Raw genomic sequence first — 26,018 nt, forward strand, 5'->3', positions numbered from 1 at the left:
GGCACCATGGCTCGCGTTCCGCTCCGATCGGCGGGGCCGCACCGGTGGTGTGCCCTCGGAGCGGGACGTTAGGGGCGAGGAACGGGTCCGGGATACCTGTGAGGTCCCAGGGTCGCCTCCGTCCCGGCCGGCCCCTCCGTCTCCGGCCGGGGCGCGGGGCCGTCCTGGCGTACCGGCCGGCCACCGGCGGGGCCTCCGCTCTGCTTCCCCGGCCGCCCCGGGGGTGACGGCGGACCCGGTGTGAGCGGCGGACCCGGTGTGAGCGGCGGTCGCGGTGGCACGACGCGTGGCCGGAGAACGGCAGGCCGAAACCTGTGCCGCTCTCCGGCCACTCACGTCACGGCGTCCCCCGTGGCCGCCGGCTTCCGGGAAGGCTGGGACGGGAGGTCACGCGGGACAGCCGTGCGGCCGGGGTCCCCGCCCGGGTGTCCCGTCCGCCGGTCGCCGGTCGCCGTCCCCGCGGGGGCTCAGCACTCGTAGTTGCTCCCGCCGTCCTTGAGGTTTTCGCTGTAGACCCAGCCGGAGGCGCCGGTGCTGCGAACCGTCACGTAGGTCCACTTGTTGCCCGACTCGTTGTTGGTCGAGCAGTGGTAGTCGAGCACGACGCTGCGGACGGGGTTGCTGCCGCAGGTCGAGTGCGGGCCGCTGCGCCGGAGCACCTCGGTGTTCTTGGCCTCACCGCTGGAGGGGTCGACATTGCGGTGCGGGTGCGTACAGCTCATGATCCCCGCGGGCACCGCGCTCGGCGGCTCGGCGGCGAACGCCGTCGGCGCGGCGCCGACCGGGGCTGACAGCGTGGTGGCCACCAGGGCGAAGGCGGCGAACGTCACACGATTCCTCATGGCGGATCCTCTTCCGTTACGTCGGACGCGCCGGGCGCGTCATGGAGGGCTCCGCACGCCGTCCTGAGCACCCATGAAGCGGGCCGGCGGCGGGGAGCGGATGAGATCGCCATGAGTTTGGGAAGCGCTGTCCGCGCTGGTCAACAAGGTAGGGGTGTCCCGGACAGGCCGGATGGCGTCCGGGCAGGTCCGGGCCCGGTCCCTCCGTTGTCCGGGACACGGTGAGGGGGCGGGGCCCCGGTGCGGGGCGGCGTGCCGCCCCGCACCGGGGCCCCGCCCGGAACGGTGCTCAGGCGCCGGCCGCGGCCGCGTAACGGGCCGACACGTCCGCCCAGTTGACCAGGTCCCACAGCTTGGTGACGTAATCGGGACGGACGTTCTTGTACTGCAGGTAGTAGGCGTGCTCCCAGGCGTCGAAGACCAGCAGCGGCACGCTGCCCTGGCCGACGTTGCCGTGGTGGTCGTAGACCTGTTCCACGATCAGCCGCCGGCCCAGCGGTTCCCAGGCCAGCACGCCCCAGCCCGAGCCCTGCACCGAGGTGGTGGCCGTGGTGAGCTGCTTCCGGAACGCCTCGAATCCGCCCAGGTGTTCGTCGATGGCGGTGGCGAGCGGGCCCTCCGGGCGGTCGCCACCGTCGGGGGACAGGTTCTCCCAGAAGATCGAGTGCAGCACGTGCCCGGAGAGGTTGAACGCGAAGGTCTTCTCCAGGCCCACCAGGCCGGTGGGGGTGATGCGGTCCTGGTCGCGGGCGTCCGCGAGCTGTTCCAGGGTGTCGTTGGCGCCCTTCACGTACGCGGCGTGGTGCTTGGCGTGGTGCAGTTCCAGGATCTCCGGCGTGATGGCCGGGGCGAGCGCGGAGTAGTCGTAGGGGAGGTCGGGGAGCGCGTAGGTGCCCATGGAGGGTGACTCCTTCCGGAGAGTGATCGTCCTGGGACACCTTACGGCTTTTCTGCGAACAACTTGCAACAACGCATTCAATGCAGCAACATCGGTGAGGCGGGGCCGGCCCGTCAGCTTTCGGTGGGTCACGCCGTGAACGGCGTGTTCCTGCCCGCAAAGGTGATCGTCTTCTCGCCCGGCAGCCGCCGGTCCGGCCGGCCCCGCTTCCGCGGGCATCTTCGGCCCGCGCGGTTCGCCGCCCCGCCTCGCGGCCCCTGTCTCCGTCCTTGCGTGTGCCGCCGGCCCTGTGCCGCCCTTCGCCGGCCGGGTGTTCGCCGACGGGCCGCCGGCCGGGTCCCGATGGCGGGCCGCTCCGGGGTGTCCGGTCCTTGTCGCGTCCGGCGCCGTGCTGGGTCCGGTGCCGTCCGGGCGTGACATCGGAAGGGTTCGGAAGTTTTCCGGTAATTGGCGTCCGGAAATCGATGAACTGCCGAGGCGTCAGTCGGTCGCGCCGGTGTGCTACGGCTTGCGCAACCCTCTGAACAGGCTTAACGCTGACTTAAAGCATGCTGGGAGCGGGGCGGGCGTTCCGTAATGCTTGCGGAAACCATTGACAACCGAGGGGGCCGGTTCAACACTGTCGTGCATCGACAGACCTCCACCACTGTCGTTCCAGGTACACGCGCGACGCGGCCGGTGCCGACCGCACCACGACCAGGCCGGGTCGCGCCGCGTCGCACAGCGCCGGCCTCCGGCCGTCGTCCCCCTCGCCGCCGCAAGGCCCGCCGGGGTGAAGCGCGCTGCCTGGCCTCCGTCACCCCCACCAGGAGGACACATGCACGAGAACAACACCCCCGGTCCCCGGCTGAGCCGCAGGAGCCTGATCGGCGGTGCCGGTGCCGGAGCCGTCGCCCTGGCCTCCGGGCTGGTGCTCCCTGGCACGGCGCACGCCGACACCACCATCACCACCAACCAGACCGGTAACAACGGCGGTTACTACTACACGTTCTGGACCGACGGCGGCGGGCAGGTCTCGATGACCCTGGCCAACGGCGGCAGCTACCGGACCCAGTGGACCAACTGCGGCAACTTCGTCTGCGGCAAGGGCTGGAGCAACGGCAGCCGCAGGACGGTGAGCTACTCCGGCAGCTTCAACCCGTCCGGCAACGGCTACCTCTGCCTCTACGGCTGGACCTCGAACCCGCTCGTCGAGTACTACATCGTCGACAGCTGGGGCAACTACCGGCCCACCGGCCAGCACCGCGGCACGGTCAGCAGCGACGGCGGCACGTACGACATCTACCAGACGACGCGGTACAACGCGCCCTCCGTCGAGGGCACCAAGACCTTCAACCAGTACTGGAGCGTCCGCCAGCAGAAGAAGGTCGGCGGCACCATCACCACCGGAACCCACTTCGACGCGTGGTCCCGGGCCGGGATGCCGATGGGTGACTTCCGCTACTACATGGTTCTCGCCACCGAGGGCTACCAGAGCAGCGGGAACTCCAGCCTCAACGTGAGCTGAGGCACCGGCCCCGTCGCCGGTGAGGTCCGCCCCGGCCGGGGCGGGCCCCCTGGACGATCACCGTGCCCCGTCCCGGAGACCGGCGTCCCGGGGCCGCGCGCAGTGGAAGGCCCCCGCCACGCGGGGGCCTTCCTCGGCGGTGCCGTGTGGGGGCGGGTGCCCGCACACCGCGGGCGGTTCCGCCGGAACCGGCCGGTGCCGGCCGCGTGGACGCGGCCGGCACCGGCGTCCCCCGGCCCGGGCCGGTACGGAGCGCTGCCCTGGACTCCGCACCGCCCCGGCCTGAGGTGCTCCGGGCCCGTCAGGGCAGGTAGACCTGTGTCCGGAGGGTGCTGGAGGAGGAACGGTAGAACGAGTCCACCGAGGTGTCCTTGTAGGTCGCCGTGAAGAGCCGCAGCCCCGCCCGCGTCGGCACCAGGGTGCAGCTGAACTGGTAGACGTTGAGGGTCGCGGTGGCGGTGAGAGTGGTGTCGGTGCAGCTCGCCACGCCGTCGGTCACCGTGACCTGGCCGGGAAGGACCGGCAGGTTCGAGGTGACGCCGCCGAGCCCGTTGGGGCTCACCGTGCCGGTGAAGGTCGCCGGCTGCCCGACGACGGTCCGGCTCGGCGACTTCGAGACGATGGTGGTCCGCGTCGCCACCAGCGGCCAGAACCCGACCGGGCCGGTGAGCCCCAGGGTGGTCAGCGGCCAGGTGGTCGGCGCTCCCTTGGCCGGATCGTTCACGAACGAGGCGATCCACGGAGCGGTGATGACGGAACCGGAGATGCCACCGGTGTTGCCGGCCGGCCCGGACGCGCTGCCCCACCAGTTGTAGGCGGCGTTGAGCGTGCCGGTTCCCTGGTTGAGCAGGATGTACCCGGTGGGATCGTTGTCGGGGTCGCCGGACGGCGGGATGCCCGAGTCGCGGAAGGCGTTCGCCCGCACGGTGATGGTGGACGCGATCGCCCCCGAACGGACCCGCAGGCCGCGGCCGAACACCTCGTCGGTGAAGTCGTTGTGTTCCACGACGAGGTTCCGGGAGGGCCGCCAGAAGCCGAACTCCGTGCCCCAGAGGCTGAGGTTCCCGCCGTCGATGAACGAGTTCCCGGAAATCGTGCCGGTGTCGATGCCGATGCTGCCGCCGATGTCCGCGAAGACATTGCCGGTGACGGTTCCGTTGAGGATGTTCCCGATGTTGAGGTTCGACTCGTTGTCGTGGAAGTAATTCCCGGTCAGCGAGAAGCCGTTGATTTTGTAGACCGCGGGATCGGCGCCGTCGAAGAGGCCGTAGAGGGAGTTCCCGATGTCGTTGTACGAGATCTCGAGGTCGTCGATCTCGGGGGTCGGGCCGGAGGAGGAGATACCGATCGCGGCGAGCGAGTCGCCGGTCTCCTCGGTGTGAACGATGTTGTGGGTGATCGTCACACCCGTCAGCAGCGCCGGCTCGAGCAGGATGCCGAGAAGGTCCGTGGTGGTGGTCGGCTCGTGGATCCAGTTGTACGAGATCTCGATGTTGCTCCAGGTGCCGGTGGAGCGGACGCCCTGGCGGAAGTCCCGGACCTCGAAGCCCGTGAAGACCACGTTGTTCGCGGCGATGGTCACCGCGTAGGTGCTGCTGATGGTGGACTCGCCACCGGGCCGGCCGGTGGGGGAGGGATCCACACCCGCCTGCGCGCCCCGCACCGTCAGCGACTTGTCGATGGTGATCTGCTCGTTGTACGTGCCCGGGCCCACGGTGATCGTGTCGCCGGCGCTCGCCGCGGTGATCGCGGCCGAGATCGTGGTGTAGTCACAACCGGAGGCGCACACCGTGATGGTGGCGGCGTTCGCCGACGGGGCCGGCACCAGCACCGCGCCGACGACGAGCGCCAGCACCGCCACCACGCTCAGCGATCCCCGGGGTTTCCCCTGCCGATGATATCGGCCGGCCTTCCGGTCCCGCCGTCGCGGGATGAGGCACCTTGTTCCTGAAAGCATTGTCATATCGCCGCTTTCCTCCTTCGGTTGCGGCCCGTGGAATGGTGCGCGGGCGGAATCCCCCCGGATCGTTCCGCCGAGGCCGATGAGGCTGCTACCAATCACGCCTCTTCGGGAAGGGATTTCAATGCCTACAGCCGGAGTTCACTCTCCTGGAGCAGTGAAGGAATCGGCCGGGACGACGACTTGACAGGGCGCGCGGCTGATCTCTCCTTATTCGATGAAGAGATGAAGACATTTCTTCCGTCAGCCCCGGGAATGCGTCAGCGTTTTCCGCACGCGGGGGCGGTCCGGTGACGGGCCCCGGAGAACTCGCCGCGTGCGGGCCGGGCGCGGCCGCCCGGCCGGGAACTCCGGCCTGAGAACGGAGGATTACGGCCGACTCCGCCGAGCCCAGGCCGCTCACGGCCACTCACCGGTCGGTCCCGGCCCGGGTGGCCCGGCCCTAGGCGGCGACGGCCATACGGCGGCGGATGGGAGCCGGCGCCTCCCGAGCCTGCTCGGCGTTCTCCAGGGTGAAAGCGGCCTGCGGCTTTTCCTGAACCATCCGCAGCCACGCGCCGACCGTCGCGGTTTCCGCCACGGTGACGACCTCCCGCGGGCCCTCGGGCGGGCGCGTGGACAGGACCGTGGCGGAGAGCTGGTCGATCAGGGTGACGAGAATGACGTCATGGCCGACGCGCGACACGAATTCCATCACGCCGCGGGCAGGCTCGTGCTGGTCGGCCACCATGAGTACGTGGTTTCCGGTGGCGCTCGTGGTGTGATCGAGGCCGGAGAGGAAGCAGGCGATCCTCTGGGGAGCCTGGTTGCGCAGCTCGGCGATGACCTTGCCGCGGCCCTCCTCGAAGCCGGGCGTGTCCGCCGACCGGAATTCAAGGGGGGGCCAGGTGCTTGCTCAAAGCGAAGTCGATCTCGGTCGCCTCTTCGCGGCTGGGGTGGACGGCGCCGTCGTCGAGTCCGTGGAGCGCGAGCCAGCGGTTGACCTCGCTCCAGGTCCAGACAAGCGAACGGCCGACCGTGCCCTCGGCCGGGGGGAAGGGCTCTTCCCGGGACTTCCGGGTGCCGGCGATCCACTGGCTGACGTTCTGCCGCGACCGCCCGGTGCGGTCCGCGATCTCGTGAACCCCGACCAGGTCCCGGTCGAGCCGGCACACCCGCAACCGCGGCACGGCTCGGCGGACGGCCGAGACGGCGGCCATGGCGGCCTCCAGGGCGGAGGGGCCGGACCAGGTGACGCTCAGCAGATCGTGGCCACCCGCCCTGGCCAGCAGAGCGTCACAGTTGTCGCGCAGGGCGTCGACGGCACTCTCGTCGTCGACGTCGACTCCCGAAACGACAAAGGTGAAGTCGTAGTCCATGGTGACCCCCTAGTCCGGTCCTCACCTTCGCAGAGCTGTTGTCATCCGTCAACAGGAAAACCTGGGCAAAAGCTGACATAAATTACTGCTACTAATCGCGATCCCGTCCCGTGAGGCTGCGCCCCGGGTCGTCGGACGGCAGGGGGCAGCGGGACGCCAAACGGTCGATCCTGCGGGCGTGCGTACCCGCGTTCTGCGGCGTGCCCGAGACAGGGATGGCGGTGCACCGTGCGCCGCAGGGGCAGTAGAGCCGGCCCCAGTGGCCGTCCTGGTGGAGTGACCAGCCGCGCGCGGCCCACTTCTCCAGTACTCGCCGGACCTCTTTCTTCGGATGCTCCGACGGCTTGAGTTCACGACCGACCACTGGGTCACCGCCCCTGGTCCCGGCTCGGGCGGCGGGCCGGCCCGCCGAGAGGGTGGTGCCCGGCCGTGGAGGTCATGGGCGTGGAGTGCTGGGGGTGGGCATAGAGCACGGAAGATGCCGTTCCTCTGGTGCCGATGTCACGCGCAGGGATCCGGGCAGGCCGAATCGTTCCCGTGCGGGAGCGGTCACGCTCCGACACGGGAACCTTACTCCAGATGGCTGACGGCGGTCAGAAGTGCGCGTTGGTGCCCCTGTGTATGGCGTGGGGGTGCGGAGAGCCTGGGCTTCCCGCAACGTGCGGACGTATGCCCGCCGGTAGGGAGGGGAGGGCGAAGGGGTCGGGGAAGCCGAGGGTGTTCCGCAAGGGGGTCACAGGGCCCCGGCGGCAGCGCGGCGCGTGGGCGTGGCGAGCGTCGTTCCGCCCGGGCGTGAACTCGCCCGGGCGGTTCGGAGCCCGGTGGAGGCCGGGTCCCGCGGGCGGGAAGCGGGGAGCGGGAAGTGGGAGGGGGACGCGGAAGGGGCCCGGGGGCGTGAGCCGGAGGGGGCGGGAGCGGGGGAGGTGGCGCCGGGGCGGCGGGGGCGTGGCCGCCGGGCGCGCGGAACGCGGTCCCGGACGGTGCGCCGGCGTCACCGCCGGGCGGCCCGTCCGGGTCCGTACCGCAGGTGCCCTTTCCCTTCTCTCCCGGCGCCCTCCCTCCCGTGCGTCACGTCTTTCCGCCGCGGCGGTCCCGCGTTCCCGGCGGCCCGGCCGGCTCCGCCCGGTCCGCGTGCGCCGTGCCACCGGCGGGGTGCCTGCTCAGGAAGGCTTGGCGGCGGCCTCCAGGTGGGGCAGGTCGTGACCGAACCGCTCACGCTTGGCCACCAGGTAGGCGAGGTTCTCCTCGCGCGGCTCGATGAGCAGCGGGACCTGCTCGGTGATGGCGATGCCGTGGCGCACCAGCGCCTCCCGCTTGAGGGGGTTGTTGGACATCAGGCGCACCGAACGGACGCCCAGGTCGTGCAGGATGTCCGCGGCCACGCGGTAGTCGCGGGCGTCGGCCGGGAGGCCCAGGGCGAGGTTGGCCTCGACCGTGTCGAGCCCTTCGGCCTGCAGGGCCATCGCCCGCAGTTTGGCCAGCAGCCCGATGCCCCGGCCCTCGTGACCCTGGAGGTAGACCAGAACGCCGCGGCCCTCGTGCACGATGGCCCGCAGGGCGGCGCCGAGCTGGTCGCCGCACTCGCAGTGCCGGGAACCGAAGGCGTCGCCGGTGAGGCACTCCGAATGGAGCCGGGTGAGGGTTCCCTCACCCTCGACGTCACCATGGACCAGCGCTATTTGCTCGTCGCCGCGGATGCGGTCCAGATAGCCGACGGCGAGGAATTCGCCGTGCTCCGTGGAGAGCCGGACTTGCGCCACGCGCTCCACGCCGGATGCGATGGAAGTGCCGTCACGGTAAGCGACATCACTATCTGTCATGGTTCAATCCTAACGGTCGGTCTCTCGCGTTGGTACGGAAAAGCGGGGGGAAAGTGTCAATCGGTCCCGCAGGGACGCCGATTCGCCGCCCCGGGTGGATCTTTTCCGCGTAGTCTGCTCTTGTTGATCCGTGCGGAACAGCCCCGTGCACGCATCGGCGTTCCGGTCGTGTGCCGCGATCGCGCGGTGCGCGGGGGTAAGTGAGAGGGGATCAGGGGATGACGCGTTCGGGTAAGCGGCTGCCGGCCTCCGGCCTGCTGCCGGCGGACACCACGGAGGACGTACGGGCCGCGGGCGCGGCCGTCGCCCTGCTGCCCGTGGGGAGCTTCGAGCAGCACGGGCCGTATCTGCCGCTGGTCACGGACACCGTCGTGGCCTGCGCCGTCGCCCGGGAGCTGGCCGCCGTGTACCCGGTGCAGTGCCTGCCGCCGATCACGCTCTCCTGCTCCCACGAGCACGCCGGCTGGCCCGGCACGGTGAGCCTGTCGGCGGCGACCCTCTGTGCGGTGGTGGCGGATGTCGCGGCCTCGCTGCGCCGTTCCGGCGTGCGCGGTCTCGTCCTGGTCAACGGCCACGGGGGAAACTACGTCCTGCGCAATGTCGTCCAGGAGTCGGCCGGAAGCGGAACGCGGATGGCGCTTTTCCCCGGCCCGGAGGACTGGGACGCGGCGCGGAAGGGGGCGGAGATCCGCACCTCCTCGCGCAGTGATATGCACGCCGGGGAAGTGGAGACGTCCATCCTGCTGCACGACCAACCCGAACTCCTCCGTCCTGGATATGAGACCGCCGATCACCTCGCCGACGAACGGCGGCATTTGCTCACTCTCGGTATGCGGCCCTATACGGAATCCGGAGTGATCGGCCGGCCGTCACTGGCCTCCGCGGAAAAGGGAAGGAAATTGCTCGCCGGTCTGGTGGATTCCTTCGCCGACTGTCTCGCGCTGTTCGCCGGGGAAACAGTCGAAGCCGCGGAAGCCGGGAAGGCCGCGGAACCAGCGGAAGCCGGGCACGGAACCTCCGCGGCGCCGGCGGCCCTCGGCCGGACCACGGCCGCGGCCGGCGGCCCGCACGGCCGGCCCGGCTCACCCGGGCCCGGCGCGGCGCCGGCCTCCGTGGACGCCGGGCGGGGGACGCGGTGAGCGGCGTGGCGCGCCCGGCCGGTGTGCTCGGCGCATCAGCGGCCTGGGACCGGCTGCGGTCCGTCCGCACCGAGACGGAGGCCCGCGCCGCCGGTCTCGTCCGGGGTGCCGGCGGGCCCTGGCGGTGGCGGGAGGAGGAGGGCGCCTCGTCCGCGGCGCAGGAGCTGGCCGGCCGCTACCTGCCGCTGTGCCTGGCCGGTCCACGGCTGACGTTCGCCCAGCTCGGGCAGAGCCTCGACGGGTTCATCGCGAGCCGTACCGGCGACGCCGACTATGTCACCGGTGAGGAGGACCGGGCCCATCTGCACCGGATGCGCGCGCTCGCCGACGCGGTCCTCGTCGGCGCCGGCACGGCCGCGGCGGACGACCCCCGGCTGACCGTCCGCGCCTGCTCCGGCGCCCACCCGGTGCGCGTCGTCCTCGACCCGCACCGCCGGGTACGCCCCGGGCTGCGGGTGTTCACCGACGGGGCGGCACCCACCCTGTGGGTGGTCGGCCCGGCCGGGGACGGCGGCGGCCCGGGGGAGGAGCGCCGGTCGCCGGCCGGGGACGCGGAAGAACCCGCCGACGGTGGTGAGGCCGGTGCGGGCGCGGCCGGGGACGGCGCGCCGGACGGCGGGGCCCGCGGGCTCGCGGAGGGCGTGGAGGTGCTGGTCCTCCCGGACCGGGCCGCGTTCGCCCCGCGCAACCTCGTGCGGACGCTCGCCCGGCGCGGGCTCGGCCGGGTCCTCGTCGAGGGCGGCGGCGTCACGGTCTCCCGCTTCCTCCACGAGGACGCGCTCGACCGGCTCTACGTCACCGTCGCGCCCGTGCTGCTCGGCGACGGCGTGCCCGGGCTGCGCTTCCCGGGCCCGGAGCGGATGCGGGACGCGCTCCGGCCCCCGGTCCGCCGCGCCCGTCTCGGCGTGGACACCCTCTTCGAACTCGACCTGCGGGCGGCGCAGCCCGGCACCCCAGCGGACGAGGAGCACCAGCACACCGGGCAGGCTGGCGGTGAGGCTGAGCAGCCCGTACACCACCGCGACGGTCAGCCCCTGGGCAGCGCCCAGCCCTGAGACGCCGAACGCCCAGGCGGTGACGCCCTCCCGGGGGCCCCAGCCCGCCACGTTCAGCGGTAGCGCCATGGCGAGCAGCGCCAGGACGAGCAGCGGAAGCAGCTCGGCCGCCGGGGCGGTGGCCCCGGCGGCGCGCGCGGCGAGCAGGAACATCGCCAGATAACCCGTCAGCACCACGGCCGAGGAGAGCGCGACCCCGGGGCCGTTGCGGCGGGAGAGCAGCGCCCGCCGGGCCTCGCCCAGCAGGGCGCGCACGGCGCGCAGCCGGCGCTCGCCCCGTGGCCCGCGCCGCAGCCGCACCACGGCGAAGGCCGCAGCCCCGGCCGCCACGGCGAGGACCAGCACGGTGCCCGGTGAAGCGCCGAGCCGGCCGGCCGCGCCGTCCAGCGCCGCGGGCACCGGGGACGGCAGGACGAGGAGGAAGACCACTCCGGCCGCGACGAGCACGCCCTGCCCGGCGAGCCGTTCGAGGACCACCGCCCGGACGCCCCGGCCGACGTCGCCGGAGCTGCGCCCGTGCGAGACCGCGCGGTGCACATCGCCGAGGACGCCGCCGGGCAGCGCCGCGTTGAGGAACAGGGAGCGGTAGTAGTCGGTGACGGCCCGGCCGAACGGCAGCCGGATGCCCAGACCGCGCGCGACCAGGCACCACCGCCACGCGCTGCACACCGTGGTCAGCAGCCCCAGGCCCAGCGCGGCCAGCAGCACCGGCGCGTCGAGCCGGCGCACCCCGTCCACGAACGCGCCGGTGCCCAGCTGCCACAGCAGCACCGCGAGCACCGCGGCCCCGCCGAGCGCCCCCAGCCGCGCGCGGCCCGTCGCCGTCACGGCGTCTCCCCGGGCGGCAGCGCCAGCAGGTCGGTGTGGTGGACCGTCACCCGCAGCTCGTCCGCCGCGCACTGCGCCAGGCGCCGCTCCAGATACGCCTCGGCCTCCGCCGCCGGCTCCGGCCGCTGCTCGCGGGCGGCGCCGACCCAGCCCCGCAGCCATTCGGCGGCCAGCGCGGCACCGTAGCCACCGGGGACGAGATGCCACGGGCTCGGGGCCGTCCGCACCGTCATGCCGTGGCGCGCGAACTCCTCCACGGCCACCTCGACGGCGTCCGGGCCGAGCAGCCGGCGGCCGTCCACGGTGCGGCGCTGGTGGGCGTTGAACGCCTCCGCGAGGTCCCCGTCCAGGGGGTCGGCCGGGTCGAACGCCACCCGGCCGGCGACGGAGAGCGCCAGCAGCGCCGGGCAGCGGGCGCCCGCACAGGCGGCGGCCAGGGCCGCCACCTCCTCCCGGGTCAGCAGGTCCAGCAGGGCGGAGGCGGTGACCAGCGAGGTGCCGGCCAGAGTCTCGGCGGTCAGCCGGGAGATGTCGCCGCGCCGGGCAGCCGCCCGGACCGGGGCGCCGTCGGCCGCCGCCTCCGGCATCCGGGCGACGGCCAGGGCCAGCAGGATCGGGTCGTGGTCGTGGAGGATCCAGGACTGACGGCCCGTCAGGCGCGGGGCGAGCCAGCGTGCCATGGAGCCGGTGCCGCAGCCGAGGTCGCGGACGACCAGGCCGTCGGGGGAGAGGGGTGCCGTGGCCGCCTCTGCGGCCGGCGTGGCCGGCGTGGTGCCGGAGCCGCCGCCGGAGCCGGTGAGGTACCGCCGCAGCGGGGTGAGGAGGTCCGGGTTGCGGGCCGCGGCATCGGCGCTCTCCCGCAGGGCCAGCCACTCGGGGGCGTAGCGGGCGGGGGGCTCGGGCGAGGTGTCACCGGTGGGGGTGGCGTCCGCCCCGGACGGGGCAGCCGCGGCGCGCGCGGGATCCACGGCGGGTCCGGTGCCGGGATCCCCGGTGGTGGCGCGACCGTGGCCGGTGGCGCCGGGGGCGGTGGTGCCGGGGCCGGCGGCGTCGGGGTGCGGGGTCCCGGTCCCCGCGCCGGTCCCCCTGCTCGTCTCCGTCATGCCGTCCCCCTCGGTCCGGGGCGGAGCTGGGCCAGCGCGTCGGCCAGGCTCCGCGAGGTCGTGTCCCAGCCGGCGAGCGCGGTGCGCCGTTGCAGGGCGGCCGCCCGCCACCGCTCCCGGACGTCGGGCCCGGAGAGCCAGCGCCGCAGCGCGGCGGCGAGGACCGGGGTGTCGCCCGCGGGCACGAGGGCGCCGGGCACGCTGCCGTCGGGCGCCAGGCCCACCGCCTCGCGCACCCCGCCGACGGCCGTCGCCAGCACGGGCACGCCGTGGGCGAGCGCCTCCGTGACGGCCATGCCGTAGGTCTCGGCCTGTGAGGTGAGGACGGTGAGGTCGGCCGCGGCGTAGCTCGCCTCCAGCTCCTCGCCCCGGCGCGGGCCGGTGAGCCGGACGCGGTCCGTCAGGCCGTGTTCCGCGATCAGCTCCCGGAGCCGTGTGACATATCCGGGGTCCTGGTCCAGCCCGCCGACGCAGGTGCACGTCCACGGCAGGTCCGCGACCGCGGCGAGCGCCTCGACCAGCCGGTGCTGCGCCTTCCGTGGCGTCACCGAGGCGACGCACAGCAGGTGCGGCGGGCCGCCGTCCCGCTCGCTGCCCGGCGCGAGGGGCGCGAGGTCGGCGCCCGGCGCGGCGACGTGCACCCGCCAGGGCGCCAGCCCGTGGTGGCGCACCAGCCGCTGGGCGGCCCAGTGGCTGGTGGCCACGGTGACGTCCACGGAGCGCAGCGTGTCGCGTTCGGCCGCGTCCAGCTCGGCGGCGGTCTCCGGGGCGAGCCCGGTCTCGTCGCCGAGCGGCAGGTGCAGCAGCACCGCCAGGCGCAGCCGCGCCGCCTCGGGGACGACGATGTCGGGGACGCCGCAGGCGACGAGCCCGTCGAGCAGGACGGGCGCGCCGTCCGGGGTCTCCCGCAGCACGCGGGCGAGTTCCTCCCGGGCGGCCGTGCCGGGCCGCGGCCAGGTCCCGGGGACGGCGTGCTCCGCCACCCGCCAGCCGGCGGCGGGCAGGTCCCGGCAGATCCGGCGGTCGTAGACGTTGCCGCCGCTCGGCGCCGCCGGGTCGTCGACGCCACCGGGCAGGATCACCCGTACCGACGGCGTGGGCGGCGCGGGGGCGGTGACCGCCGTGGTCGCGGCCGCGGGAGCGGTCGGGGGGATCGGGGTGGCCACCGCCGCGGGGGCGGCGGGCACCGAGGCGGGGTGGGGGTTCTTGACGGGGGTGTCCGTAGGGTTCATCAGGGCCTCCGCGCCCTTCACAGGGGCAGCCGGGCGGCTCACAGCGGCCGCTCGTAACTCGCCCAGGCGATATGCGACTCGTGCAGGGTGACGCCGATGGCGCCGAGGCCGCGTGCGCCCTCGCCGAGCGCTCCGGCGTGCACGCGCTCGGCGAGCCGGTCGGCGATGACCTTGGCCAGGTACTCCGTCGAGGTGTTGACGCCGGCGAACTCGGGTTCGTCGTCGAGGTTGCGGTAGTTCAGCGCGGCGACCACCTGGCCCAGTTCACGGGTCGCCAGGCCGATGTCGACCACGATGTTGTCGGCGTCCAGGTCCGGCCGCCGGAAGGTGGCGTCCACCAGGAAGGTCGCTCCGTGGAGGCGCTGGGCGGGCCCGAAGACCTCGCCGCGGAAACTGTGAGCGATCATCATGTGCTCGCGGACGGTGACGCTGAACAACGAGGGACCTCCAGGTCGGGCGCGACGGGGCCGGCGCCGGCCCGGGGCCGGGCCGTGCCCTGTGGTACGGCCGGAGCGTAACTCCTGTTCACCGCCCGGGAGGAGGAGTGCGGAGCGGTTTCGGCGGCGTTCCGGAGAGGCTGCCGTGGTGCCGTCGCCGGTGGGGCTCCCGTCCTCCCGCACCACCGGAGCGGCCGGGCCGGCCCCGCGCGTCCCGGCCGCGGGCGGTCAGGCGCCGTCCCCCGGCGGGTCGTAGCGCACGCGGTGGCAGAGGCCCGGCAGTTCCCCGGCGGCGATCCGGGGCAGCACCGAGGGGAGTTCGTCGAAGCCGCACTCGCCGGTGACGAGCGCGTCGAAGACGGGGTCGGCGAGCAGGTCCAGGGAGAGCGCGAGCCGGTCGGCGTAACCGCGGCTGGACCGCCGGGCCGGTGCGACGGTCCCCACCTGGCTGCCGCGGAGCACCAGCCGCCCGGAGTGGAACGCCTCCCCGAGCGGCACGGAGACCCGCCGGTCCCCGTACCAGCTCAGCTCCAGCACCGTGCCCTCCGGGGCGAGGAGTTCCAGGCAGCGCGCGAGCCCGGCCTCACTGGCGCTGGCGTGCACGACGAGGTCGCAGTCGCCGAGGGCGTCCGCCGGCAGCGCGAAGTCCACGCCGAGCGCCCCGGCGACCGCCGCCCGCCCCGGGTCCGCGTCCACGAGCTGCACCCGCACCCCGGGGAAGCGGGCCAGCAGCGCGGCGACCGAACCACCGATCATCCCCGCCCCCACGACGGCGATCCGGTCGCCGATCAGCGGCGGGGCGTCCCACAGCGCGTTCACCGCCGTCTCCACCGTCCCCGCCAGCACGGCCCGGGCGGCCGGCACGCCCTCCGGTACCGGCGTCACGGCGCTCTCCGGGACGACGTACCGCGTCTGGTGCGGATGGAGGCAGAACACCGTGCGGCCCAGCAGCCGCTCCGGTCCCTCCTCCACCACCCCGACACTCAGATAGCCGTACTTGACCGGGCCGGGGAACTCGCCCTCCTGGAACGGCGCGCGCATCGCCCGGTACTGGCTCTCCGGCACGCCGCCGCGGAGGACCAGGCTCTCCGTGCCCCGGCTCACCCCCGAGTACAGCGCGCGCACCAGCACCTCGCCGTCGCCCGGCGGGTCCAGGGCGGCGCCGCGGATCTCGCCGCGGCCGGGGGAGGTGACCCAGAAGGCCCGGGCGGAACGGGGATGCATCGTGCGTCCTCCAGCGGGAAACGGGGTGGGGACCGGACGGTTCGTCCGTGGCCCCGGCGGTGGACCCGGCGGCGTGCGCGTACGGTCGCGGGCGTGGGTCCGGTGACGGTCTCGGGCGGGGTGTCCGGGAAGCGGATACGGGCGGGAGCCGGGCGCGGGCCCGTCGGGGAACGGCCGGGTGGGGCCCCGGGGCGGCCGGGGGATCGGGCGCGGGCTTGAACGCTCGGGAGGCGGCTCCCGTTCTGATGGTCACGGGCCGCGCACACGGTACGCGGCCGTCCGACGACTTGTCACACAGCCGGAAGGTGCACGGTGGCCCTGAGCGACACATTCCCCCCACGCCTGTTGCGCCAGGAGACATCCGTGGGCGCGGGCGCCCAGCTCCTCCTCCTGGCCGTGCTCGGCGCGGCCGTGGGGCTGGGGCCCGCGGGATGGCCGGCGGGCCTCGCGTTCACGGCCGTCACCTGGTTCCTGCTCTCCCGGGCGCTGCTCCGCTCCTGGCCACCCCGGCCGTTCGGCGCGGCCAACGCCGTGACACTGGCCCGGACGACGCTCGTCGGCGGGGTGACCGCGCTGGTCGCGGACTCCTTCACGGGCCCGGCGCCGGTGGCCGTGCTCACCGCGCTGACCGCTGTCGCGCTGATCCTGGACGCGGTGGACGGGCAGGTCGCGCGGCGCACCGGGACGGAGTCACCGCTGGGGGCCCGCTTCGACATGGAGGTCGACGCCTTCCTCATCCTCGTCCTCAGCGCCTACCTCGCCCAGTCCCTCGGCGCCTGGGTGCTGCTCATCGGTGCCATGCGCTACGCCTTCGTGGCGGCCGGCCGGGCGCTGCCCTGGCTCAACGGGCCGCTGCCGCCGAGCATGGCGCGGAAGACCGTGGCCGCGCTCCAGGGCGTCGTCCTGCTGGTGGCCGCCTCCGGGACGCTGCCGTCCACGGCCGCGTACGCGGTGGTGGGCACGGCGCTGGCGCTGCTGGTGTGGTCCTTCGCCCGGGACGTCCGGTCGCTGTGGCGGCTGCGGTCCACGGCGGACGACCGGGCGCGGGGGCACGACCGGGACCGTGACGGCGGCCCTGCCCCCGCTCCCGCTCCCGCTCCCGAACGCGAACGCGAACGCGAACGGGGCCGGGCCCGGGAGCACGGGCAGGCCCGGCCCCACCAGCCGGCCCGGAGGCCGGAGCCGTCCGGCGGGCCGGCCCACCGGGAGCGGGGACGCGGGCGCGCGGGCGCGGTGGCCGGCTGAGGAACGGCCGGCCCCTGCCTCCCGGACGTCCCTCCGGAGACCCCCTCCCGGACGTCCCTCCGGAGACCCCCTCCCGGACGTCCCTCCGGAGACCCCCTCCCGGACGTCCCTCCGGAGACCCCCTCCTGGACGTCCCTCTGGAGACCCCCTCCTGGACGTCCCTCTGGAGACCCCCTCCGGACGCCCCCTCCGGACACTGCCGTCCGCCGCTCTCGCCCCGGTCTCCGCCCGGGCAGGAGCCCGGCCACCTTCCGACCGGGACCCGGCCCCGGCGCGCCGCTCCCGGTGGAGCGGAGCGCCGGGGCCGCACCGGACGACACGGCGGTGCGCACCCGCCGGGCGGCTGCCCGGCCGGGGAGGGGCAGGAGTTCCGTACGGAGACGGGGTGAACCGGGACCTACCGGCACCGCCGGCGGAGAGTCGCCCGGCGACGAGTTCGGCCGGCCGCCCGGGGGCGGAGACGGGGCGCAGGACGGAGAGTCCCGCGTGGCCCGGGGTGGGCCGGTACGCCGCCCGGGGTGGGCCGGTACGCCCCGGGCAGGCCGAGCCGCCCCGCCGGGACGGGTACCTGTCACCGGTGAGACGTGTGGAGCGAGCGTCCCCAGCACACTGTTCCCCGCGCACCATGCCCGTGCGCCATTCCTCGCGCATCATGCCCGTGCACAGTTCCTCGCGCACCGCTCCTCGCGCACCACCTCCGTGCACCGTTCCCCGGCCGGCGCCCGCCGCCCGCCGCCCGCCATCCGTCGGCCGGCGTCCTCCATGCGCTCCGCCCGACTCCGTTCCCACACGCCCCGCTCCCGCTCCCGCTCCCGTCTCAGTCCCGTCCGGCGTGCCCTCGGCCGGTGACGGACCCCCAGCCGGACAGCGCATGGCTACCGCCGCCGCAGCGCCGCACACGGAAGCGGCCCCGGGTGGATCGCGTCCGCCCGGGGCCCCACCGCGGGGCGCGCCCCGCGGCCTCACTCGTCTCTCCGGCTCCCCCGTCTCAGCGCATCACGTCATCCGGACTCATTCCCTTCCCGCCGGCGGGTCGCCCGGCTTCCCGTCCGGGCCGTAGGCGGTGAGGAAGCGGTCGCGGAAGGTGTCCATCCGCCACACGGGCGCGTCCGGCCCCGGCTTGAGCCCGTCCTGCCACTCCCAGCCGGAGATGCGGTCCATCACGGCCTCGTCCCGGGCCACGATCGTGATGGGCACGTCACGGCTCGCCTCCTCGCCCGCCACGGTCGGCACCGGCTGGTGGTCACCGAGAAAGACCAGCACGGTGTCGTCGTCGCCGTACTCCTCCACGTAGGAGACCAGGTTGTCGACGGAGTACTCGACGGCCCGCCGGTACTCCGTGCGCACCTCCTCGGGGTCGCGCCACACCTCCTCGGGGTCGCGGCCCTCCTCCTTGACGGCGTGGTAGACCGAGCCGTCGCCGACCTCGTCCCAGCCGATCATGCGGGGGAGCGGCGCCCAGGGGTTGTGGCTGGTGGCGAGGATGACCCCGGCCATCAGCGGGTCGCGGTCCTTCCGGGAGCGCTCCAGCCGCTCGAAGGCGGACATCGTGTACTGGTCGGGCACCGGTGACCAGCTGAACTTGGGTCCCTTGTAGCCCATCTCCCGGGAGTCGTAGATCTTGTCGAAGTCGTAGAAGTCGCCCTCGGGCCAGGCACGGGTGACGCCGGGCATCATGCCGACGGTCCGCCAGGCGCCCGTACGGGCGAAGGCGCCGGTGAGGGTCATGCGGTCGCTCGCGGTGGCCGTGCGGTAGCGCCGCTGGTTGTCCACCCACAGGCCGGACCAGAGCGTCGAGTGGGCCAGCCAGCTGCCCGCGCCCGTCGTGGGGGACTTGAGGAAGGCGCTCCGGGAGGAGAACCCGGCCTCGCGCAGCCGTTCGCCGCCCTCCCTGAGCGCGGGGTCGAGCGCCGCGGACATCTTCTCGTTCTCGTCGATGGCCACGCGGCCGTAGCTCTCGATGAAGGCGAAGATGACGTCCTTGCCCCGCAGCGCGGTCAGCAACTGGTCGGGCGGGGTGTCGCGGAAGTCGTCGACGGCGGCCACCTTCGCGAACTTCCGTTCGTCCTCGATGCCCGCGCCGACGCGGTGCGCTCGGTCCCGGACGAGCTTGCTGGCCGCCGTCGTGGCGACCGGCGTGCCGGCGATGTCGAGGCTGATCGCCGCGCAGGTGATCCAGGCGATCGCGGCCACGAAGGTGGCGCGGGAGACCGTGGCGCGGTGGCGGGCCAGGAGCTCGCCCAGCCGCAGTACCGCCAGCACCATGGCCACGAGCAGGCCGCCGGCGAGGAGTACCACCCCGACGGTGACGGCGGCGGAGCCGGCCGGGCCGATCGAGTCCTTCAGGAACGAACGGCCGTCGGCGAAGAGGATCCAGTCGAGAACGAGATCGAACGGGCGGTCGAGGACCGAGTAGAAGCCGATGTCGATGAACTTCAGTATCAGCAGCAGGCCCAGGCCCGCCCCGAGCAGACCGGCCACCACCCGGCGCGCCCGGGGCCGCAGCAGCGGGAGTATCGCGGCCGCTATGACCGCCTCCCCCGGGATGCGGGTGAACGCCTGCGGGGAGAAGCGGCTGAGCCCGTTCGGCATGACGAGGGCGGCGAACACCAGCACGACGGCCAGAACGGTGACGGTCCGCGACCACCGGCGCGCCGCGACGGGGTGCCGGGCACGCAGGCCACGGCGGGCCGGAGCACCGGCGGTGGAGGAGCTGCCCGTGGACGAACTGCCCGTGGACGAACTGCCCGTGGAGGAGCTGCCCGTGGACGTGGGGGGAGCAAGGGGAGCGGTGGAATCGGGGGACGCGGCGGAGGCGGCCGGGGGCGCGTCTTCGGCGGCGGCGCCGGAACCGGCGATGGTGCCGGACCCCCCGTCCCTCCCCCCGGTCGTCTCCGCCTCTCCCGCCCCGTTCCCGTTTCCGGGCCCGGTCTCGTGCTCCTCTCCCGTCCCGCTCCCGGCCTCGTGCTCCTCCACCGCGGTGCCCTCCCCGGGGGGCCCACCGGCGAGCAGGGTCTCCGCGTGGGCTCCGCCCGCCGCGCCCACCACGTCGGCCAGGCAGCTCGGTGACGAACCGCCGTCCCCGGAGGTGGGTTCGCCGGACGCGCCGCGGGCCGGCTCACCGTCCCCGGGGCCGGGACCGGCCGCGTCGTCACCGGCGAGGCCGTCACCCCCTCCGCCCGCGCCGTTCCCGCCGTCCTCTCCCTTCCCTCCGGGGTGACCGCTCCCTCCGGCGGGCCCGGTCACGGCCCCGGCGGCGCCACCCACCGCCGTGCCGGTGGAGTCGCCCCCGCCGGTGGAGCCTTCGCCGGCGGAACCCCTGGCGCCGGAGCCCGAGTCGCCGGAGCCCGAGTCGACGAACCCCGAGTCGCCGGAGCCCGAGTCGGAGAGCGGGGAGGCCGCGGCCGGGGACCCGGACCGGGTCCGCGCGTCCTCACCGGACGCCGCGTCGGCGGTCCTGCCGTGTTCCGGACCGGACTCCGGCCCGGGGCGGGAGGCCGTCGGAGGACTGCCGGAGGCGGGATCCTCCCCGGTCGGGGTGGAGCGGGGGTCCGGTTGCTGGCTGGGGCGAGTTGAGGGCGACAACCCGGGGTCCTTCCGTGCGGAACGCGTTGACCGTTGGCGGTGCCCTGGGCCGGTGACGGCCCCGGGCCCGCTGCCCTCTGTACGGGGTGCCGGTTGCCGCAGTTCAACCGAGCGCGCCGGAGCGGCGGGACATTGCCCGGCCTTGACGAACGCGTTGCCGGGCCCCGCCCCGCGCTCCGGGGCCGAGCCGCGCCGGCGGCCGCCGGTGGCCGCCGCTCGCGGGCGGGTCCCCTGCGCGCCGGCAGCCCGCCGAGGAGCCGTCGCGCGTCCCCGCCCCCATCCCGCGGGCCATAGGGGCCCGGACGGTCCCGCCCGGCCGGCCGGGTCGCCGACGGGGTCACCGGCAAACGTCAGAGGATGCGCCGGATGTCCCCGCGGACCCGGTAGAAGCCACCGGGCGCCGGGTGCAGCGCGTCCACGGCATAGCGCGCGCCGGGCCGGCGTATCGCACGGGGGAACTGGACGTTCCACGAGGTGTCGTAGCCCTCGGACACCACGTGCACCCGCAGCCGGCCGCCGTCCTGGACGCATTCGACCACCACCGTCCCGGAGGGGGCGCGCTCCACGGTGGCCACGGCGTCCACGGCCGTCGCCGGGGCGTAGGCGGGCACGCTCCGGGCCGCGGCGAGCTTGATGTCGCGGGCCTCCGGGACCGTGCCGCGCTGGGCCGCCGCGATGGCCTCCTCGCTCGCGTCCACGCACACCAGGGAGCCGTTGGCGGTCACCAGGTACAGCCGCTCGTCGTGGTACTGCATCGACAACGCGGAGCCGCTGCCCGTGTCCAGCTTCCACAGCCGGGTGCCGTTCCGGTCGAAGCAGTAGACGGACGACGCGGAGTCCCCGGCGAAGACGTACTGCCCGTTCGGGGAGGCGGCGCACGAGTACACGGAGTGGTCGCAGGAGTAGACGGCCTCGATCGCGCCGGTCGACTTCGCCAGCCGCTGGATGACGCGGTGTGAGGTGCCCGCGTAGACGACGTCGGCCTCCTGCCAGCCGAACAGGACGCCGCCCCGGGTCGGCGTGTGCCAGAGCTCGCCTCCGCCGTCCGGCGCGTACGCGGTCACGCCCCGGCTGTGGCCGTGGTAGACGGCCCGGTCGTCGGCGCGGACCATCCAGGCGAACTCGCCCTGGCTGCGGCGGGCCCACTGGTGTTCGTCCTCGTGGTCGATGACGGTCAGCCGGCCCTCGCGGTCGGAGACGTCGAGGATGCCCTGGTGGATGTCGAGCCAGAAGATGTCGACGTCCGCCGCGATGTCGTAGGCCGCGAACGGCAGTTTCGAGGAGAGGTCGTAGACCTTGCCGTCGTCACAGCCGGCGTAGATCCAGAAGTCGTCGGCGACCAGGCACTTCACCCCGTCGGGCAGGGCGAAGCGGGCGAGGACGCCGCCCTCGTGGTCCAGGGTGTAGACATCGCCCGCCTGGTTGCCCACCCAGCAGCGGTCCTCGTCCACGTGGATGCCGAACGCGGCGGAACCGGTGGCGAACCGCCACAGCACCGGCGCCACGGCACGGGCGGTGGACGGGGCCGAGGTCACCTGGCGCCTCGTCACCGGCCGCGGGGCGCGCTGCCCGGCGACGGCCGGGGCGTACCCCTTGCGGATCTTCTCCCCGACCTTCTTCGCGGCGGCTGCCCGGGCCTTCTCGGGGGTGGGGAACGCCGTCGTCTGCGTCTGCCCGGAGGTGCCGATCCGGCCGTAGCGGACCGTCACCACCCGGTCGGCCACGGCCACCTCGTAGAACTTGTGCGCGCCGCTCTCCTGCGACAGCTCCAGGTATGTCGACGACTCCGCGGCCACGGCAGACATGGCGGTCCCCTCCTCGGCATGACCCGCGGCCGTTCCGGCGGGTCCCACTGCCAGGAACCTAAGGGGGGCCACTGACAACGGCCCGGGGGCGCCCGGCGCCGGAGGCGGGCCCAGGCCGCTGCGGACACCGCCGCCGGCAAGGACCGACGGGCGGCGGGCGGCGGGACGGCACGCCTCCCGCCCGAGGACGTGCCCCGGGCGGGACGCCGTGCCCCAGGGCCACCGCGTGACGGCGGCTCAGCATGACGACGGCACCGCTCGTGACGGCGGTCCCGCGTGACGGTGGCACCGCGTGGCAAGGCCGGCGTATGACGGCCACGGCGGCGCGGGCCGGAGGTCAGTTGGGCCAGACCTGCGCCTTCAGGAAGCTCTTCTCCACGGTCACCGGTGCCTCGCCGAAGTGCGTCATCTGGAGCTTGACGCGGCGGTCCGCGCGCGCCTTCCCGGAGAAGGGGAAGGCCAGGAAGGTGGAGCCGCCGGTGCCGACACCCTCACCGATCGGGTGGGTCTGCACCGTCGCCCCCGAGGCGTCGTCCTCGACGAGCCGCACCTGTAACTCCCGCCCCGGGGTGAGCCCCCGGACCCGGAGCCAGGCGACGCCGTTGTACTGGCAGTTCGTGGCGAAGGTGCGCCCGCCCTCGGCGTGGTGCTTCAGGGGGTCGGACCACTCCTGGTCCCACGGCACCGAGTACCAGACCCCGGGGTCCATGGTGAACTCCTGGTACATGCCCAGACTGAGGAAGTTCGGCACTTGGTCGTCCTCCGGATCGCTGCTGTCGTCCCCCGGCGGGCGGGAGAGCAGGGTGCGCACCCGCGACCGGAAGCTGTTCATGGTGAAGCCGCGCGGGTCGATCTTCCCCGGCTGCCACTCCAGATGACCGATGACGGAGCGCTCGGTCCAGCCGTGCGCGCGGCAGATGCCGGCCGCCCAGCGGGCGGCGGCGTCGACCTGGGCCTCGGGCCAGGGGTCCCGCCCGTCCCCGAGGTTGATCAGCTCGATGCCGTAGAAGTGGCGGTTCCCGTCGGTGTTGGCCTCGTTGTCGGCCGGCAGGGACGTTTCGGCGATGACGGCCCGCAGCACGTCGTCGTCGCCCAGACCGGCGTGGTTCGCCCGGCCGTTGCCGACCATGTAGAGGGTGCCGTCCTTGGCCCCGACGGTGTGGCAGAGGGGGCCGGGCAGCGAGCTGTACCCGTCGTAGCAGAGGGCGACGGAGGAGTCGGTGCCGGAGGTGACCGTGTGATGGATCATCACGCCGTGCACCGGCCCCCACGCGCCCATGTGGTTGCGGTTGTGGGTGCTCCAGCTCCGGTACTCGACGACCTTGCAGCCTTCGGCCCTGATCGCTGCGAGTAGCCGGCTCGCGGAGAGAGGTGTGGCCATGGGGAGTCCTTCCGACTGCTGGGAGGAAGGGGTGCGTCACGAGCGGGCGGTCGCGCCGGGGACAGGGGGCAGTAGCCAACTCGTCTGCGCGCCAACCGACTTCGGTGGATCTCGGCGTGTCGGCAGTGGTGTGATTCCCGGTGTGTGGCGGGGCGGAAACGCCGTACGGGAAAATCACATCGGAGGCGGGTGGTGGAGGGAGGAGATCGAGCCGGAGGTCACTCCCGGTCACTCCTCGATGGGTGGTGACGGTGATGTACGAGGCGTCTGCCAAGCGCGAGGACGGCAGAGGGGCGCATCGACGGAGGCCGAAGGAGCCGAAGCCGGCCCGTTTGGCGAGGTCGGCGAGGAGGAGTGCCTGCGACGGGGTCAGGTCGAGGGTGAGCACCCGTACGGCAGCTTCGCGGCGGGCCGCCGGGATGAGGCTGCCGGCCAGGCCGGCGAGGGCGGCGAGGCCGGGGACGAGGTACTGCTGGTCGATGCAGAGGCCGAACGCGTACACGGCGACTTCGCCTTTCGGGCGTGGTGCACGGGCGTGACGGAAGGGCCGGCAGCGAGCTCGTTCGCTCACGGCGCATCCCTGGCTTCGGAGCGGGCGAGGATTTCGGGGCTGTCGGGGTCGTCGGTCTCCCAGTGGGGGCCACCGCCGGTCGGCGGTCGCAGCACCCACACGGTGCCGCCGGCGCGGACGTCGGTGACGATCGCCCGCCGGCCGTCGCCGTCCCGCACGAGGTCACCAACCCAGGCACGCTGGGCGCTCACGAGCCGTCCTCCTCGTACGCGCCTGGCTGCGTGAACCAGCCGGAGGCCGCGTCCGCGATGTCGCGGCGACGACGGGCCTGGTCGGGGGTTCGACGGGTCGGGACGCCGCTCGACGCGTCGGCGAGGAACCCTCCCCGGTCACGGAGGAGAACGCCGAGCGCCGCGAACTGGGCGGCGTCGTCAGCGACATGCGTCAGGCCGCTGACGACGACACCGCGGATCATTCCGGCGGACAGGGCGGCCGTGACGGCCTGCCAGCCCGGCCGCTCCATGAGCGGCAGCAACGGGGCGGGGTCGGACCAGACGCCGGCGACGTGCCAGTGCCGGGCGTCGGCGTAGTAGCGGCCCCGCTCCTGGCTCTCACCGAGGGCGGTGGGGGTGGCGGCGCAGGAGTAGACGGCGACGGGTACGGGCCCGAGGCCGCCGGGCGGGTTGGTCGGCATACCCACAAGGCTGCTGGGCTGCGGAGTTGGGGCCCAGGCGCGGCCCGTCGCAGTGGAGAGCTTCCGACGGGAGGGACCACAGGGCGATGGCCCATCCCGCCAAGCCAAGCCGTGTCAGCGCCGGTTCAGCTCCGCGAGCATCAGGGTCGGGTCGTTCCCGGCCAGGTTGGCACCGTTGGTCACAAACACCCGATGGCCTCGTACGGCGACGGCCGTGGTTCCCTGCATGCCGTCCTTGGCGTCCAGCAGGGTCTCATGAGCGCCGTCGGCGCCTACGCGCACGAGCTTGCCGGCCTGGTTCAACGCGGCGAGGATCTCGGAGCCCCTGCCGGTGAAGTCGAAGTCGTCGATGCCCTCCAGCTGCGTGGCCCGGACCTCGGCGCGGCCGGAGCGGCCGTTCCTGGCCACCGGGATACGGACGATGGTGCCGTGGTCGGAATTGCTGGCCCATACGGCGCCGTCGTGGATCTTCATGCCGTTGGCGCCGAAGAAAGCACTGGGCGCCAGTGCCGGGTCTGCCGACCACACGGTGGCCGCTCCGCCGCTCAACGGGGCCTGCCAGATCCGTCCGCCGGCGGAGTCGGTGACCATGAAACGGTCCCTTTTGCCGTCGATGACCAGTGCGTTGGGGAAGGTGTCGGCAGGCAGCGGTACGACGAGCCGGGGCTCACCGGAGCGCCGGACCTGCCAGATCCCGGTCAGGCCGCCCTGCCCGGCGCAGTAGAGAAAATACACGGCGCCGCTGTCCGACCGGGCGACCCCGGTGACAGCTGCTGTGCCGACGACCGGTGCAGTGGTGCCGCCGTCCGGGGGCAGCGGCATGGTGGCGAGTACCCGGACGGCTCCGTCCTGCGCGACCCGCACCACCTGGCGTGACTGGATCATGCCGATGACCACGCTGCCGCCGGGCTCCGGTGCGATGCTCTCGGCGACCTGGCCCGCGGCCCGGTCGAAGTGGACGAGGACGCGTACGTTGTCCAGGCGGGTGCCGGCAGTGAGGCCGGGGGACGTCGGCGCGATGGCCGGGGCCGTGGTGGGGGCCGGGGTCGCGGACGCCACCGGGGTCATGGCGACCGCGGCGAGCGTGGCGGCGAGGCTGAGCGTGGCGGCGCGCCGCCGCAGCCCGGCGGATCGGTGAGGGGACATGGTCTTCCTTGTCGTTGCGCGGGTCGGTCCTGGACGGGGCGGAGGTTGCCGGCCGGGCGCAGCCGGAGCTGCGAGCTGCGAAACCGTGGCGGTGGCGAGGTGAATGGCCTGGCAGCTCACGCGCTCCTGCCGGGTACATCTCCCCCTCACCGCCGCGAAATGTATCGCCTAGTACAGAAACTCTGCGGCACACTGTATCAGCGAGTACAGAATCTCTGTACCGTGAGGTACAGACAGGGAATAAGCCT

19 protein-coding genes and 2 pseudogenes are annotated in these 26,018 nt (G+C 73.9%); 4 read left to right on the forward strand and 17 right to left on the reverse strand.

All coding sequences use genetic code 11. The annotated features are described in order from the left end of the window. Nucleotides 1-467 precede the first annotated feature (467 nt). Both HCK00_RS03235 and HCK00_RS03240 read right to left on the reverse strand, forming a co-directional pair. On the reverse strand, nucleotides 468-842 hold the full coding sequence (locus tag HCK00_RS03235) for an SH3 domain-containing protein (RefSeq protein WP_168100192.1): 375 nt from the start codon (nucleotides 840-842) through the stop codon (nucleotides 468-470). Nucleotides 843-1,131: 289 nt separating this feature from the next. Next, complete coding sequence (locus HCK00_RS03240) at nucleotides 1,132-1,740, reverse strand: superoxide dismutase (RefSeq protein ID WP_168100193.1); 609 nt, start codon at nucleotides 1,738-1,740, stop codon at nucleotides 1,132-1,134. An 817-nt stretch (nucleotides 1,741-2,557) separates the two neighbouring features. Between HCK00_RS03240 and xynA the strand changes: the two genes are divergently transcribed. Further along, nucleotides 2,558-3,247, forward strand: coding sequence for an endo-1,4-beta-xylanase XynA (gene xynA, locus HCK00_RS03245; RefSeq protein WP_168100194.1), 690 nt, complete (start codon nucleotides 2,558-2,560; stop codon nucleotides 3,245-3,247). 301 nt (nucleotides 3,248-3,548) lie between these two features. Here xynA and HCK00_RS03250 read toward each other — a convergent pair whose 3' ends face one another. The 4 genes from HCK00_RS03250 to ribA all read right to left on the reverse strand — a co-directional run bounded on the left by HCK00_RS03250 (nucleotide 3,549) and on the right by ribA (nucleotide 8,385). Continuing rightward, a complete protein-coding gene (locus HCK00_RS03250) occupies nucleotides 3,549-5,111 on the reverse strand; it encodes a right-handed parallel beta-helix repeat-containing protein (RefSeq protein WP_168100195.1) in 1,563 nt (520 codons plus the stop codon). 538 nt (nucleotides 5,112-5,649) lie between these two features. Next, nucleotides 5,650-5,937, reverse strand: coding sequence for a hypothetical protein (locus HCK00_RS27250; protein ID WP_240965187.1), 288 nt, complete (start codon nucleotides 5,935-5,937; stop codon nucleotides 5,650-5,652). A 142-nt stretch (nucleotides 5,938-6,079) separates the two neighbouring features. Next, nucleotides 6,080-6,565 carry a helix-turn-helix transcriptional regulator gene (locus HCK00_RS27255; protein ID WP_240965188.1) on the reverse strand — a complete coding sequence of 162 codons (486 nt, stop codon included), beginning with the start codon at nucleotides 6,563-6,565 and terminating at the stop codon, nucleotides 6,080-6,082. Between the two features lie 1,160 nt (nucleotides 6,566-7,725). Continuing rightward, nucleotides 7,726-8,385 carry a GTP cyclohydrolase II gene (gene ribA, locus HCK00_RS03260; RefSeq protein WP_168100196.1) on the reverse strand — a complete coding sequence of 220 codons (660 nt, stop codon included), beginning with the start codon at nucleotides 8,383-8,385 and terminating at the stop codon, nucleotides 7,726-7,728. A 218-nt stretch (nucleotides 8,386-8,603) separates the two neighbouring features. Here ribA and HCK00_RS03265 point away from each other — a divergent pair. Together HCK00_RS03265 and HCK00_RS27260 are read left to right on the forward strand one after the other, a co-directional pair. Further along, nucleotides 8,604-9,371, forward strand: a pseudogene (locus HCK00_RS03265) (creatininase family protein); the annotation flags it as partial. Between the two features lie 176 nt (nucleotides 9,372-9,547). Continuing rightward, nucleotides 9,548-10,579, forward strand: coding sequence for a RibD family protein (locus HCK00_RS27260; protein ID WP_311765138.1), 1,032 nt, complete (start codon nucleotides 9,548-9,550; stop codon nucleotides 10,577-10,579). Here HCK00_RS27260 and HCK00_RS27265 read toward each other — a convergent pair. The 5 genes and pseudogenes from HCK00_RS27265 to HCK00_RS03285 form a co-directional block, all read right to left on the reverse strand. Further along, nucleotides 10,478-11,479, reverse strand: a pseudogene (locus HCK00_RS27265) (lysylphosphatidylglycerol synthase transmembrane domain-containing protein); the annotation flags it as partial. The gene HCK00_RS27260 and the pseudogene HCK00_RS27265 sit on opposite strands and share 102 nt — an antisense overlap. Then, entirely contained in the window at nucleotides 11,404-12,510 is a 1,107-nt protein-coding gene (locus HCK00_RS27270) for a class I SAM-dependent methyltransferase (protein ID WP_240965189.1), read from the reverse strand. The gene HCK00_RS27270 and the pseudogene HCK00_RS27265, both read right to left, overlap by 76 nt. Next, the gene (locus tag HCK00_RS03275; protein WP_168100199.1) at nucleotides 12,507-13,742 is read right to left on the reverse strand and encodes a glycosyltransferase family 4 protein; all 1,236 of its coding nucleotides are present in this window, start codon (nucleotides 13,740-13,742) and stop codon (nucleotides 12,507-12,509) included. The genes HCK00_RS27270 and HCK00_RS03275 overlap by 4 nt, the downstream gene beginning before the upstream one ends. Nucleotides 13,743-13,780: 38 nt before the next feature. Next, a complete protein-coding gene (locus HCK00_RS03280; RefSeq protein WP_168100200.1) occupies nucleotides 13,781-14,179 on the reverse strand; it encodes a 6-pyruvoyl trahydropterin synthase family protein in 399 nt (132 codons plus the stop codon). A gap of 228 nt (nucleotides 14,180-14,407) precedes the next feature. After that, complete coding sequence (locus HCK00_RS03285) at nucleotides 14,408-15,403, reverse strand: zinc-dependent alcohol dehydrogenase (RefSeq protein WP_168100201.1); 996 nt, start codon at nucleotides 15,401-15,403, stop codon at nucleotides 14,408-14,410. 312 nt (nucleotides 15,404-15,715) lie between these two features. On the opposite strand from HCK00_RS03285, the gene HCK00_RS03290 reads away from it, so the two are divergent. Further along, on the forward strand, nucleotides 15,716-16,648 hold the full coding sequence (locus tag HCK00_RS03290; protein WP_168100202.1) for a CDP-alcohol phosphatidyltransferase family protein: 933 nt from the start codon (nucleotides 15,716-15,718) through the stop codon (nucleotides 16,646-16,648). A gap of 1,011 nt (nucleotides 16,649-17,659) precedes the next feature. On the opposite strand, the gene HCK00_RS27275 is transcribed toward HCK00_RS03290, so the two are convergent. The 6 genes from HCK00_RS27275 to HCK00_RS03320 form a co-directional block, all read right to left on the reverse strand. Then, nucleotides 17,660-20,233 carry an alkaline phosphatase family protein gene (locus tag HCK00_RS27275; RefSeq protein WP_240965190.1) on the reverse strand — a complete coding sequence of 858 codons (2,574 nt, stop codon included), beginning with the start codon at nucleotides 20,231-20,233 and terminating at the stop codon, nucleotides 17,660-17,662. 350 nt (nucleotides 20,234-20,583) lie between these two features. Beyond that, nucleotides 20,584-22,038, reverse strand: a complete 1,455-nt coding sequence (locus HCK00_RS03300) for a WGR domain-containing protein (protein WP_168100203.1) — start codon at nucleotides 22,036-22,038, stop codon at nucleotides 20,584-20,586. 337 nt (nucleotides 22,039-22,375) lie between these two features. Further along, the gene (locus tag HCK00_RS03305) at nucleotides 22,376-23,419 is read right to left on the reverse strand and encodes an N-acetylmuramoyl-L-alanine amidase (protein WP_168100204.1); all 1,044 of its coding nucleotides are present in this window, start codon (nucleotides 23,417-23,419) and stop codon (nucleotides 22,376-22,378) included. A 567-nt stretch (nucleotides 23,420-23,986) separates the two neighbouring features. Beyond that, complete coding sequence (locus HCK00_RS03310) at nucleotides 23,987-24,181, reverse strand: hypothetical protein (RefSeq protein ID WP_168100205.1); 195 nt, start codon at nucleotides 24,179-24,181, stop codon at nucleotides 23,987-23,989. Then, nucleotides 24,178-24,624: a recombinase family protein gene (locus tag HCK00_RS03315; protein WP_168100206.1), complete on the reverse strand. Its 447-nt coding sequence runs from the start codon at nucleotides 24,622-24,624 to the stop codon at nucleotides 24,178-24,180. The genes HCK00_RS03310 and HCK00_RS03315 overlap by 4 nt, the downstream gene beginning before the upstream one ends. 114 nt (nucleotides 24,625-24,738) lie before the next feature. After that, nucleotides 24,739-25,770: an SMP-30/gluconolactonase/LRE family protein gene (locus HCK00_RS03320; RefSeq protein WP_168100207.1), complete on the reverse strand. Its 1,032-nt coding sequence runs from the start codon at nucleotides 25,768-25,770 to the stop codon at nucleotides 24,739-24,741. Nucleotides 25,771-26,018: the final 248 nt, after the last annotated feature.

It is taken from the genome of Streptomyces zingiberis (assembly GCF_012034935.1).
In the GTDB taxonomy this organism is placed as follows: Bacteria; Actinomycetota; Actinomycetes; order Streptomycetales; family Streptomycetaceae; genus Streptomyces; species Streptomyces zingiberis.